Here is a 12,734-nt window from a genome sequence, read left to right on the forward strand (position 1 = left end):
CGGCATTCCCGGCTGACCGTGGCCGCCGGAACGATCATTGCCGGGTTTCCGGCCTCGGCAGTCCCAGGAGCGCGGGCTGACCGATCGGCACTGTCGCAAGTAGACGTGACCGAACGCGCCCCGTTCAGCCGAGCATGCCGCGACCCAGCCAGTCGTCGGCGTCCTGTACGCCGGGCAGGGCGAAGAAGTAGCCGCCGCCGAAGGGCGAGATGTAGTCGACCAGCGGTTCGTCGATGAGCAGCGTCTGGACGGCGACGAACTGCCGGTCGAGGTCGGCGTTGAAGCAGATGAAGATCATCCCCATGTCGAGCTGCCCGTTGGGCTGGATGCCGGCGCTGTAGTTGAAGCCGCGGCGCAGCATCCGCCGGTCGTCGGCCGTGCCGTCGTGCGGGTTGGCGAGCCGGATGTGCGCTGTCAACGGCACCGTGTTGCCGTGCGCGTCCCGGTGGTAGCTGGGGATCTGGAACTCGTCCGGGCCGGCGACGCGTTCGCGCCGGCCGGACAGCGGCGCGCCGGTGTCCCGGGCCCGGCCGAAGATCCGCTGCTGCTCGTTGATCGAGATCCGGTCCCAGAACTCCACGAACATCCGGATCAGGCGGACCACGTGGTAGGAACCGCCGGTCACCCAGTCCGGTTCGCCGCCGCCTGCCTTGGTCCACACCAGCTGATCGACGAGGTCGGCACGGTCGAGGAACTCCTTGTTGGCGGTGCCGTCCTTGAAGCCGAACAGGTTGCGGGGCGTCCCGCTCGGCCGCGCAGGGCTGGTGAAGCCCTCCATCTGCCACAGCACCTGCAGGTCGGCCCGGGTCGCGCGCATCAGGATCCGCAGCGCGTGCAGCACGGTGTCCGGGTGATCGGCGCAGATCTGCACCAGCAGGTCGCCGTCGCAGTGCTCGGGGTCGAGCGCGTCGTTCGGGAACTCGTCCATCGCGCGTAGCCGGGCCGGTCTGACGCCCGCGAGACCGAACCGGTCGTCGAACAGGCTCGCACCGACACTGACCGTGACGGTGAGACCGTCGGGCACCGCACCCGGGCCGAGCACGCCGTTCTCGTACGGGGTCGACACGAGCCCGTCGTCGCTGCCGCGCCCGGCCGGTGCGTCGCCCCCGGCGACCAGATAGCGGATCGTCGTCGTCAGCGTCCGGAACATCCGCCGCAGCGCCGGCCGGTCGGCCGCGGTCACGAGGAACGCGACGACAACCGCCGCGCGCTGCGCGGGCTCGAGAATGCCGGCCTGGTGGGCGCCTTCGAACGGCCGGCCGGCCGGCCCGGCGGTGTTGTGGTCAGCCATGGGTGATCGGGCCCCGGTCGCGGGTGGCGTTGCGCGGGTCGGCGACGACCGCCGCATGGGAGAGCAATTCGACGCTGTGCTGCACTGCCGCGTTGACCGCGGCCCGCTGCCGAACGGGCAGTGCCGCCAGTCCGGCCCAGCCGCCGGCGTGGTGGTGGCTGCGAACCAGCTGCTGGGTGAGCCGCAGCTGCTGGTCGGTCTGGCCCAGGTACGGGTCCTGCTCGCGCAGGATCGGCCGCAGCGGGTCCAGCGCCTGCCAGACCCCGGTGAGGTTCGCGTCCACGGTCGCCAGCTCGGTCCGGCTGCCGGCGTCGCCGATCCCGTTCAGGTCCTGCTGCAAGGCATCCTCGAGGATCTCGTGAGCCCGCCGGCCCATGTCGATCGGCGTGATCGCGTTCGGCAGCGCCAGCTCGTCGGCAAGCCGCCCGATCGCCTCGAGCAGCGCGTCGACGTGCGGCACGATCGTCGCCACCGGCCGGTCACCCCACAACATCGCCTCGATCTTGCGGAAACCCGCGAAGTCCGCGTCCGCGAGGCGGGCAGGGGAGACGCCGCGCGGCGGGTCGGCGTTGATGTCGTCACCGGTCTCGTCATACGCCCGGTAGGCGCCGCCCAGCGTCTCGTAGGTGAGGTGTGCGATCAGCCAGTCGCGTTTGGCGGCTGCCGCATCGCCGGCTTGCAGGTCGCCGCGCAGCCGCCGGACCTGCCGGGTGAGCGCGGGCAGCTGTCCGGTGATCCAGCCGACGTAGCGGTTGATCGGGATCCGCAGGTCCAGCGCGGTCACGGGGATGATCCCGTACACCTCGTGGGGCAACGGGTCACCGGTGACGACGACCGGCAGGCTGTACTTGATCGTGTAGTCGGTGATGCAGACCCAGCGGTACGTCCCGGGCGGCACCGACGCCGTGACCGTGCGGCTGACGCCGCGGCCGAAGTGCTCGACCTCGACGTAGATCCGCTCGGTCGCGGGGTCCTCCAGGTAGATTTCCGCGCCGGCGCCCTCGTTGTTGACGAAAACGAAGTCGTAGCGGCCGGCCGGTCCGCCGAGCCAGTCGTCGATGCCGTGGGGCGAGCCGACGACCAGCACGATGGGCTGTGGCCGGCTCGACGGCAGGGCTGGTGCGGCCGCCGAGGCCGTCCTGCTGCTCACCGGGCCCAGCCTCGGTGGCCGCCGTGAACGCATTCGGTGATGCCGATGACGCACCGGTGAACAGCGGGTGACCGGCCAGGCAGGTCGAGATTGTGGAAGCCCCGAGACTTCCCGGAACGTTCATGGCCTGATTCTCGCGGCGTCAAGATCCGCGGCAGTTGACTTTGCGGGACCCCCACCACGAGAGGCCAGGTGCGAAACCCATGTCCGACAACGATTCGGCACCCGCGGACGGCAACAGAGCGACCACGGGGCGCAACCGGATCACCCGGCGCCGGCTGATCCAGGCCGCGGGAGCGGCGAGCGCCGCGGTCGCCGCCGGCGGGCTGTCGGCCGCCCCTGCCGTGGCCGCACCGGCCGGCCCCGGCTCGAAGCCGGCGCATCAGCCGCATCGCACCGGCACGATCAAGGACCTGAAGCACATCGTGATCGTGATGCAGGAGAATCGGTCGTTCGATCACTATTTCGGCACCCTCGATCTGGCCGGCGCGCGCGGCTTCGGGGACAAGCAGGTGCTGACCTGGCAGAACGGCCGGACGATCTATTACGACCCGAACAGCCGCGCCGAAGGCTACCTCCTGCCGTACCACGCGGACAGCCTGAAGTACAACGCGCAGAACACCAGCGCGCGGAACCGGTACTTCAAGGAAGCCGATGTGCCGTGGCACCACGCGATCGCCAAGGCGTACACCGTCGGCGACCACTACTTCTGCTCGCTGGACACCAGCACCAGCCCGAACCGCATCATGATGTGGGCCGGCACCAACGACGCGGCCGGCACGTCGGGTGGCCCGGTGATCAACAACAACGGGGACTACAGCTACTCCTACAAGTTCAAGACGTATCCGGAAACGCTGCAGGACGCCGGCGTCAGCTGGCAGATCTACGTCAACAACGACACCGACGACAATTTCCTCGGCGACTACTCCGACAACACCGTCCGTTCGTTCGCGGCGTTCGACCCGGCGAACGCCACCCCGGGCAACAGCCAGCCCCGCAAGGGCCTGCTCGCCCGCGGCAACGTGCTGCACACCCACACCACGCCGCCCGCCGGCATCAAGAACGACACCTCGGACATCGACTACGTGTTGCGGGACTTCATCTCCGACTGCGCGGCGGGCGCCATCCCCGAGGTGTCCTGGGTCGTCGCGCCCGCGGCGTGGAGCGAACACCCGACGTACGCTCCGAACAACGGCGCGGTCTACACCGACCGGGTGATCGAAGCGGTGCACGACAACCCCGAACTGTGGGAGTCGACGCTGATCATCCTGAACTACGACGAGCCCGACCACGCGAACCGCATCGGTGAAGGCGGCTTCTTCGACCACGTCGTCCCGCCGATCCCGGAGGTCGGCACCCCCGGTGAGCGGGCGCCCGGAATCAAGCCCGGCTTCGGTGGTCGCGTGCCGTTCGTGCTGGTCTCGCCGTGGACCCGTGGCGGCTTCGTCAATTCCGAGGTCTTCGACCACACGTCGACGATCCAGCTGATCGAGGAGTGGACCAAGAGCCTAGGCAAGCCCGCCATCTGCAATAACATCAACGACTGGCGGCGCGGCGTCTCCGGCAACCTGCTCTCGGCGATCGACTTCAGCCACTTCGACGCGTCCTTCCCGAAGCTGCCGAAGCCGGCCGACCTGCTCGCGTCGGTCGTCGCCGACAGCAGCCTGCCGGCCGTGCCCCAGCCCGCCATCGGCGCGCAGGTCATGCCGACCCAGCCGATCACCGGCACCGCGAAGCGGAGTCCGCTGTCGTTCCAGCCCAACGGCGTCCTCGTCGAGAACCACGCGACCGGGACCGCGACCGCGACTTTCACCGTCCAAGGCGGACCCCAGGGCAAGGCGATCAACATGATCGGGCTGGCCGATGAATACGTGCCTGCACTGGCCGGCGCCGAGCCGCTCGGCATCGGCCAGGACGCGCTGCCGCTCACGGCGAGCAACTACCGGTCGGCCTCGTACACCTGGGACACCAAGGCGACGAACGGCAAGTACGCGTTCACCTTCTACGGGCCCGACCACTTCATCCGCTCGTTCGCCGGCACCGTCGTCCCGGCGAACGACAAGACCTCGGCCCGGCCGCGGGCTGAGGTCGAGCTGGTCAAGGGGCACACGCGGCCGGACAGCCGGGGCAAGTCGCGCGACGCGACCCTCGAGTTCACCCTGTCCGCCGAGGGCCGCCGGCCGGTGACCTTCACCCTGACCGCGAACGACTTCGCCGGCGGGAAGACGACTGTCGAGGTGCCCGCCGGCAAGCGCCGAGCCGTCAGCTGGCCGACCGAGGACGGCTACTACGACGTGATCATCACCGCAACGGAGTCTGCCGGCTTCAGTCAGCGGTTCGCCGGTCGCGCCGCGGAGATGTGAGCCTTTCGCCCACCGTTTCGAGCCAGTCGCGATGTGCCGCGTTCCTGCCGGATCGCGGCACATCCGCGATGCGGTGACGCCCTTGCCGCATTGGCACCGGCGCCGCACAGCACCACGGCCTCGCCGCGCTCACCGGAGCCCCTGGCTGGCTGTACCCGGCGGACCTGCTACCTCGGTTACGCGGGCTCAGCGGCGGAGTGCGGCGATGGTGGTGGAACGGCGGCGGCGGACCAGGCTGCGCAGGGTGCCGGCGTTCCGGAACCCGACCTCGCCGGCGATGGTGTCGACGCTGAGTTTGGTGGTGCGTAACAGGAACGTGGCGTGGTCGATCCTGATGTCGTTGACGAACTCGATCGGAGACAGGCCCATCGTGGCCGACGTCAGCCGTTGCAGGCTTCGCTCCGGCAGCCCGATCGCGGCCGCGGCGGCGGAAATCTGGATCGGCTCGGTGAGGACGATCACCGCGTCGTGGTGGACTTGCCCGCGTCGTGGGGTCCCAGGAATCCGGTGACCGTGCCCGGGTGGACGGTGAAGTCCGCTGTGTCCACGGAGGTCTTTTCCCCGTACCGCTTCGTCAGCCGGTGTGCCTCGATCATCGCTCATCCTCTGGATCCCGGACCGGACGACCCGGTCCGTTCGCTCCCGGCGTCAGGGAACCACTTGGTACCGCAGGAGGAATCAGAGTGCCGCCCGTAGTACCGCGACGGGATCGCCGCACTCCGGCACCGTCACCAGCTCCGGCCTCGCGCCCGCCGTGGCGTTCACTACGTCCGGTCAGCTCGTCCCGGATGGAATTCGGTGCCCGGTCTCGCCTTCGGGGTCGTTGCGCCCGTGCGGCGTGAGGAGTCACGGATCTCGTCGGGAACGCTCAACGTGAAGGTCGCGCCGGCTCCGGGGGAGCTGACGACCGAGACCCGGCCACCGCGGGCCTCGACGGCCGCGCGGACGATCGCCAGGCCCAGGCCGCTGCCGCCGCGGGTGTCGCCGGAGCGCGTGGTCCATGACTGTTCGAAGATGTGCGGCAGGTCCTCGGCGGCGATGCCGCGGCCGGTGTCGGCGACCTCGATGTGGAATCCCGGGGGCGCGCGCCACGCGCGCACCGCGATCCGGTCGCCGTTCTGGGTGAAGGTGATGGCGTTTTCGAGCAAGCTGTCCAAGGCCGCCTGCAGCCGCTTGGTGTTGGCGAGTACCGTGCCCACCCCGCTTTCGACCGACCAGCGGCGGTCGGCCACCGGGGTCCACCGGCGCACCAGCCGTTCCAGGAACGCGTCGAGGTCGGTGTCGGCGGTGCTCAACGGTGAGTCGAGGCGCATCAGCGTGGTCAGGCCGCCGGTCATGCGATCCAGCTTGCCCAGCTCGTCCAGCACGATGCCGGCGTCCTCGTCGGTCTGCTGGTCCTCGTGGGCCGAGCGGATCAGCTCGACGTAACCACGGGCGACGGTGATGGAGGTCCGCAGTTCGTGTGAGCCCAGGCGCACGAACAGCTCCTGGGTCTCGGCGCGTTGCTTCTCGAGCGCGGCCACCCGCTGGAGCTCTTCCAGCGCGCGCTGGCGGCCCCGGACGTGCCACACCATGACCAGGAAGACGGCCGCCATCAGCGGTACTTCGGCGGTCTCTTCGAACCGGATCTCCCGGCGGGCGGCCTGGTCGAGCATCAGCAGGCCGGTCGACGCGGTGACCGCGCCCAGCGCCGTGAGCATCCCGGCCAGTGGCCACGAATTGACGCCGAAGACCAGCGCGATGCTGATCCACACGAAGTGGAACGGGATCGTCTCGCCCGCGGGGAACCGCCACATCGCCACGAGGTTCAGCAGGGCGAAGGCGATCCAGCAGAAAAGGACTGTCCGCTTAGCCCGCGGAGAGGCAGTAACCCACATTGCGCACCGTTTCGATCCGGCGGAGCCCGTCGAGCTTCGAACGAAGCCGCCGGACGTAGACGTCGACGACGTTGCTGCCCGGGTCGAACTGGTAGCCCCAGACGTCGGCGAGCAGTTCCGCACGGCTGCACACCTGGTCGGCCCGTTGCATGAGGTGGCTCAGCAGGACGAACTCACGTTGTGACAACGCGGTCTGCTGGTTGCCGACGGAGACGATCCGGCGCTGGGTGTCCAGCCGGAGATCGCCGACCTGGAGAAATCGCGAACCAGCGGTGGTTCCGGGTTGCTGCTCACGAAGCCGCACCCGGACGCGCGCCAGGAGTTCCGCGGTGACAAAAGGTTTCGGCAGGAAGTCGAGCGCGCCGGCGTCGAGCACCTGGACCCGCGTCCCGATCTCGGGCACCGCCGAGAGCACGACGACCCTGGCCCCCGGGAGCCGGTCGAGGAGCTCGGAGAGCACAGTGGCGCCAGGGACGTCGGGGAGCATGAGGTCCAGGACGATCAGGTCGTAGCTACGCTCGGTAGCGGCGGTGAGCCCTTCGGCGCCGGTCGCGGCCAGGTCCACGGCGTAGCCCTCGGCTTGCAGCACGCGCCGCAGCAGACGCCGGATCCGTTCTTCGTCATCGACAACCAGCAGGCGGCTCAACGACTTCACCTCACTCACCGGTGGAGCAGGATCGGCTGACGTCCGCTTCGGGATGCCTTGTCGTCCCTGCACGTTGTCGACCGGCCCGCCCGATTCGTTACATCGAGTGATAACGATTGGGGAACCGTGACAACCAGATGACGGACCTTTCATCTTCGGCGGCGGAGCCCGCCGGGCATCCGACGATCGGGTCATTCGCAGCACCCCACTGGAGGCTGGCATGGCTCGTCCGACCCTCCGCTCCGCGGCCATCGTCGTCGCCGCGCTCACCGGAATCGCGCTCGCGCTGCCGGTGGTGCTGCAGCACGGCATGCCACAAGCCCATGCCGCGCAACCGGGTTCGATCACCTTGCACGCGGAGAGCGCGCGCACCGTGGGAACCGCACCGGGTCAGGTCCGCAAGGGTGACGCGATCACCGGGTACAAGTGGCTGGTCGCCGCGGAGGACGTCGGGAATCCCCGCGACAGCCTGCAGAACTGCCTGCCCGCCCGTGCGGGCGGTGCCACGGATTTCGCGACGAAGTGCCAGTGGCCGTCGACGCGGTACACCCCGGGCAATGTCCCGATCGTCGCGCAGGGCGACCAGAACGACCTCAACGACACCAAGGCGCTCGACGCCCTGCCGCCGGGCAAGTACCTGATCTCGGTCACCGCCGACGGCTACAAGATCGACGGCGCGCACTTCACCGTGGACGGCGGCACGCAGCGGGTGAACGTCACCATGCAGCCGTACCCGCTGCCTCTGGGCAACGTCCGCATCCGGGTGTTCAACGACTCCGCACCGGTCGACGCGACCTACGAGGTCGGCGCCGAGTCCGGCTTGGCGGGGTTCACCGCGCACCTGTCCGATGTGCTCGGTGAGGTTTCCACCGACTACTACGGAAACCCGTTGTGCACGAAGTACGTCCACAACGGAGCCGGCCAGATCGCCTTCACCGGGGGCAAGCCGGAGATCGACCCGGCGTCGACGGGCAAGTGCGTCAGCGACGCCCAGGGCGACATCCTCATCCCCAACATGGGACCGGATCGCTACGCCGCCACCGTCATCCCGCCGGTCGGCACCGACTGGGCCCAGACCACGACCCTGGAAGGCGCGCACGACTGGGACATCTGGACCCAGGAAGGCGCCACCGGGTTCGACACCGAGCAGACCATCGGCGCCGAGCCGGTGCCCGCGGTCGACTTCGGTTTCGTCCGGCCCAAGGCGCTGCCCGCGGGGCCGACCGGCGAGGTCAAGGGCGTCGCCGTGCAGATCGACACCTACGTCGGCGGGACCGGGGGAGTGGGCGTGCCCAACGCGGGTGTCGCCGGGGCGAACGTCCGCGGCCCGATCGACCGGCCGTACGTCGCGCTTTCCGCACTGGGCAACAACGACCAGGTGGCCTACATGGCCCGCGCGGGCAGCGACGGGAAGTTCGACATCAAGAACGTCCCGGACGGCGACTACCAGCTGACGCTGTGGGACTACCCGCAGGAGGTGATCCTCGACAGCTTCAACGTCACGGTCGGCAATGGCGGTGTGGTCGACGTCGGGCAGAAGGGCCTCGTCGGCTGGCACGCCGCCATCGAGGGCACGATCTTCATCGACACCAACGGAAACGGCCGGCGCGACCCCGGGGAAGCGGGCGTGCCGAAGTTCCCGGTGTCGGTGAAGGAACGCGACAACTCCACAATGGACCAGGGCATCGCCGGGGTCACCACCGACGCCAGCGGCCACTACTCGATCCCCGAGGTCTACCCGCTGAGCAAGTTCCTGGTGCTGGAGGCGTTCAACACCCGCTACAAGACGACCGGGATCACCTATCAGGCCGACAACCAGCCGACGCCGACCACCATGCTCGGTACCGCGGTGGACGTGTCCATCCTGCCGATCATCGGGCTCAAGGGCCGGGTCGACTGGGGCGTGCAGCCCTACGCCGGTGCGCAGAACGGCGGGATCGTCGGCACCGTCACCTACGATACGACGCGCAACGAGCTCGACCCGCGCTACGCGGCGACCGAGTCCTACCAGCCGGGTATTCCGAACGTCCCGGTGCACCTCTACGCCGTGCAACGTGACGCGAACGGCGATCCCGTGCTCAACCCGGACGGATCGACCGCCCGGGGGCCGGAACTGGCGGACACCTACACGTCCGAGACGTGGCAGCAGCCGACCGGCTGCACGCCCCGCCTGTACAACGGTGATGTCCTGACCGGTCAGCAAGCGGTCGGGATCCCCGGGCAGGACCCACCGTCCTGTGTGGAATCCCCGATGAGCGGGATCCAGGTCCAGCCGAGTGACACCACGCCGGGCAACTTCGCGCAGACCGTGAACGGCAACTACGGCTTCGGCACCTCGAAGCTCAACCTGTACCCGCCGGGTGACGAGAACAACCCGGCACCGGGCAAGGACCTGCCGCTCTACGCGAACCTGGCCGACAACCACTACGACGACCAGCGCCTGGTCCCCGACGACTACCTCGTGTCGGTCGACATCCCGCAGAACCCGGTCGGCGGCAAGCCGATGTACCAGGTGACGAAGGAAGAAGACGTCAACATCTTCAACGGCGACGGCTACTTGCCGCAGGAGAACTTCCCGCCGGCGCCAGACCTCTCCAGTGACCCGCCCAACCCGGCTCAGCCGCAGCCGGATCCCGGAGCGCCTCCGTCGGGTGGTGCGGGCATCGTGGCGCCCTGCGCGGGCGCGAACCACACCGTGCACGTAGCGAACCAGGCGTTCGTCAACGGTGGCGGCAGCCCCTTCGAGGGCCAGGCGAAGCCGCTGTGCGACCAAAAGCTCGTGACCGTCCGAGGTGGACAGTCGACGGCGCCGAACTTCAACCTCTTCACCGCCGTGCCGCTGCCGACGCACTTCTACGGCCTGACCATCAACGACCTCGGCCTGTCCAACGACCAGCGGTCCATCCAGTACGGCGAGGCGCAGCCGCTGCCGAACGTCCCGATGGGCGTCTACGACTGGAGCGGCCGGCTCGTCGACACCGTCACCACCGACTTCAACGGCTATTACGAGGCCCTGGAGCCGTCGACGTCGACGTACAACTGCCCGCTGCCGGCGGGCCCGTGTCCCGGCATGTACCGGTTCGTCGGCAACGACCCGGGCCAGCCCGGTCACGTCAACCGCGACTACAACCCGCGGTTCCGGACCATCGCGACGAACTTCCAGGCCTGGCCGGGGCTCTACACCGTGACCGACACCGCGCCGACCCAGGTGGGCGTCGTGGCCTCGGCACCGGGCTCGACCCAGGTCAACCCGGTGAACTGCACCCCACCGGCCGGCGCACCCCAGATCTTCGCGCTCGACCGGCCCTTCCTGCGGCTGACCGACCTCCTGAACCGCACGGTCACCCTCGACGGTGCCGGGTTCGGCGCCACGAAGGGCACCGGGCAGGTCGTCCTCACCCGCGCCGACGGCTCGACGGTGAACCTCGGTACCACGGCCTGGAGCGACACGCAGATCAAGTTCACCGTGCCGATCACGCTCGCCGGCGGACCGGTGAAGATCTCCGTCCGCAAGTCCGACGGGCAGACGACGGTCAACGGCGTCGGACTGCAGGTCCTCGGGCTCGCCTACAACCCGCGGATCCTGCAGGTCAACCCGCCCACGCCGGCCCCGGCCGGCACGGGGTTCACCACCGTCCAAGCCGCGCTCGAGGCAGCGGCCCGGGGCAGCGGCCAGCAGGTCGTCGTCGTGTGGCCGGGCCCGCAGGGGCAGGACAACCCGCAGGGCGCGTACTTCGAGAACGTCGTGGTCCACTCGCAGGTGCGCCTGCAGGGCGTCGGCCCGGGCGGCTTCCGGCCGGACAGCAGCTATGTGCGGGGATCCGTGCTCAACGGCCTGGGCTTCAACCCGGACAACCCCTCGGGGACGGCGTGGTTCGCCCTCGTCGGCGGGCTGGCCCACCAGGGACCGGCGAACGTCCCGGACTCCGCGGTCGTCACCGTGCTGGCCCCACCGGGCGGCAACACCGGCTCCGCGATCGACGGGTTCACCATCACCGGCGGCGCGCAGGCGGACTTCGCGACCAACCTCAACGACGTCTACGGCGGCACCAAGACACCCGCCGGGGCACCGGGCGCGGCGATCACCCAAGGCGGCGGCGTGTACGTCCACGCCGGGGTCACCGGGCTCGGCGTGTCGGACAACGTGATCGTCGGCAACGGCGGCTCGTACGGCGGTGGCGTGCGTGTCGGGACGCCGTACGACACGACGATCCACAACCGGAACCTGACCATCGAGCACAACCAGATCCGCGACAACGGCGGCACCAACCTGGCCGGCGGGATCGGGCTGTTCGACGGCACCGACAACTACTCCGTGCACCACAACGACCTGTGCGGCAACTTCTCCGCCGAGTACGGCGGCGGGATCAGCCACTACGGCCGCGGCACGGGCGGCGACATCGGGACCAACCGGCTGTGGTTCAACCAGTCCTACGACGAGGCGGGCGGCATCATGATCGCCGGTGAGCTGAGCACCAACCTGAACCAGCCTTCGGCGGGCTCGGGACCGGTGACCGTGCACGAGAACCTCGTGCAGGACAACCTCGCCAACGACGACGGCGGCGGCATCCGGCTGCTGCAGGCCGGGAACTTCCCGATCTCGATCGTCAACAACATGATCACCGACAACATCTCCACGCACGAGGGCGGCGGGCTGGCGCTCGACGACGCGACGAACGTCCGGATCGTCAACAACACCGTGATGAAGAACGTCACCACGGCCACGGCGATCACCAGCACGGGCGAGGCGGCCCCGGCCGGGTTGTCGACCGCGCTGAACAGCGCGCAGCTGCAGGCGACCCTGCCCGCGACCGCGCCGAAGTACAGCAAACCCTTGCTGTTCAACAACATCTTCTACGACAACCGGGCCGGCAACTGGAACGGGCTCTACGTCTCCGGCATCGCCTCACCGCAGGCACCGGCGGGTGACCCGGTCCGGCATTGGGACCTGGGTTCGGTGGACGCGGGTGTCACGCTGACGCCGACGTACTCGGTGCTGCAGCAGTACGACCCCGGCGTGACGCCGAACCCGACGAACAAGATCGGGATCGACCCGCACGTCCGGACGCCGTTCGACGTCTCGGCCACGATCCTCACGTCGCGGACGTTCCCGTCCTTCCGGGAAGCGGTGATCGTCGCCCAGAACGTGGCGCCGCAGCTGCAGGGCGACTACCACCTGAGCGGACCGGTGCCACCGGCGAACGGCGGCGGTACGGGCTCGCAGCCCAACCCGGGCGGCGCGGTCCAGGCCCCCGCGATCGACTACGACGGGCAGCGGCGGCCCACCCCACCGGACATCGGCGCCGACGAAGCGTTCTGACCCACCCCGGATTCCGGTCCGGCCGCACTCACCTCCCCGGGGGTGCGGCCGGACCGGTTCCACCCCCATCCAGCATCGGCACCGGCT

The 12,734-nt window shown here is 69.3% G+C and carries 7 protein-coding genes and 1 pseudogene; 2 read left to right on the plus strand and 6 right to left on the minus strand.

Annotated features, from left to right (window positions below; all coding sequences use genetic code 11):
- Positions 1 to 124: 124 nt before the first annotated feature.
- Both OG371_RS37255 and OG371_RS37260 read right to left on the minus strand, forming a co-directional pair.
- A complete protein-coding gene (locus OG371_RS37255) occupies positions 125 to 1,291 on the minus strand; it encodes a Dyp-type peroxidase (RefSeq protein ID WP_329060640.1) in 1,167 nt (388 codons plus the stop codon).
- The gene (locus tag OG371_RS37260) at positions 1,284 to 2,441 is read right to left on the minus strand and encodes an EfeM/EfeO family lipoprotein (protein ID WP_329060642.1); all 1,158 of its coding nucleotides are present in this window, start codon (positions 2,439 to 2,441) and stop codon (positions 1,284 to 1,286) included. The genes OG371_RS37255 and OG371_RS37260 overlap by 8 nt, the downstream gene beginning before the upstream one ends.
- Positions 2,442 to 2,644: 203 nt before the next feature.
- Here OG371_RS37260 and OG371_RS37265 point away from each other — a divergent pair, with 203 nt between their 5' ends.
- A complete protein-coding gene (locus tag OG371_RS37265; protein ID WP_329060645.1) occupies positions 2,645 to 4,804 on the plus strand; it encodes an alkaline phosphatase family protein in 2,160 nt (719 codons plus the stop codon).
- A gap of 186 nt (positions 4,805 to 4,990) precedes the next feature.
- Here the strand turns inward: OG371_RS37265 and OG371_RS37270 are convergent, their stop codons facing one another.
- The 4 genes and pseudogenes from OG371_RS37270 to OG371_RS37285 form a co-directional block, all read right to left on the minus strand.
- On the minus strand, positions 4,991 to 5,266 hold the full coding sequence (locus OG371_RS37270) for a helix-turn-helix domain-containing protein (protein WP_329060647.1): 276 nt from the start codon (positions 5,264 to 5,266) through the stop codon (positions 4,991 to 4,993).
- Positions 5,266 to 5,400: pseudogene (locus OG371_RS37275) on the minus strand (ABC transporter ATP-binding protein); the annotation flags it as partial. The pseudogene OG371_RS37275 and the gene OG371_RS37270, both read right to left, overlap by 1 nt.
- Before the next feature lie 168 nt (positions 5,401 to 5,568).
- Entirely contained in the window at positions 5,569 to 6,600 is a 1,032-nt protein-coding gene (locus OG371_RS37280; RefSeq protein ID WP_329060649.1) for a sensor histidine kinase, read from the minus strand.
- 52 nt (positions 6,601 to 6,652) lie between these two features.
- Positions 6,653 to 7,327: a response regulator transcription factor gene (locus OG371_RS37285; protein WP_329060651.1), complete on the minus strand. Its 675-nt coding sequence runs from the start codon at positions 7,325 to 7,327 to the stop codon at positions 6,653 to 6,655.
- A 220-nt stretch (positions 7,328 to 7,547) separates the two neighbouring features.
- Between OG371_RS37285 and OG371_RS37290 the strand changes: the two genes are divergently transcribed.
- Complete coding sequence (locus OG371_RS37290; protein WP_329060653.1) at positions 7,548 to 12,647, plus strand: hypothetical protein; 5,100 nt, start codon at positions 7,548 to 7,550, stop codon at positions 12,645 to 12,647.
- Positions 12,648 to 12,734: the final 87 nt, after the last annotated feature.

Source organism: Amycolatopsis sp. NBC_01480 (assembly GCF_036227205.1).
In the GTDB taxonomy this organism is placed as follows: domain Bacteria; phylum Actinomycetota; class Actinomycetes; order Mycobacteriales; family Pseudonocardiaceae; genus Amycolatopsis.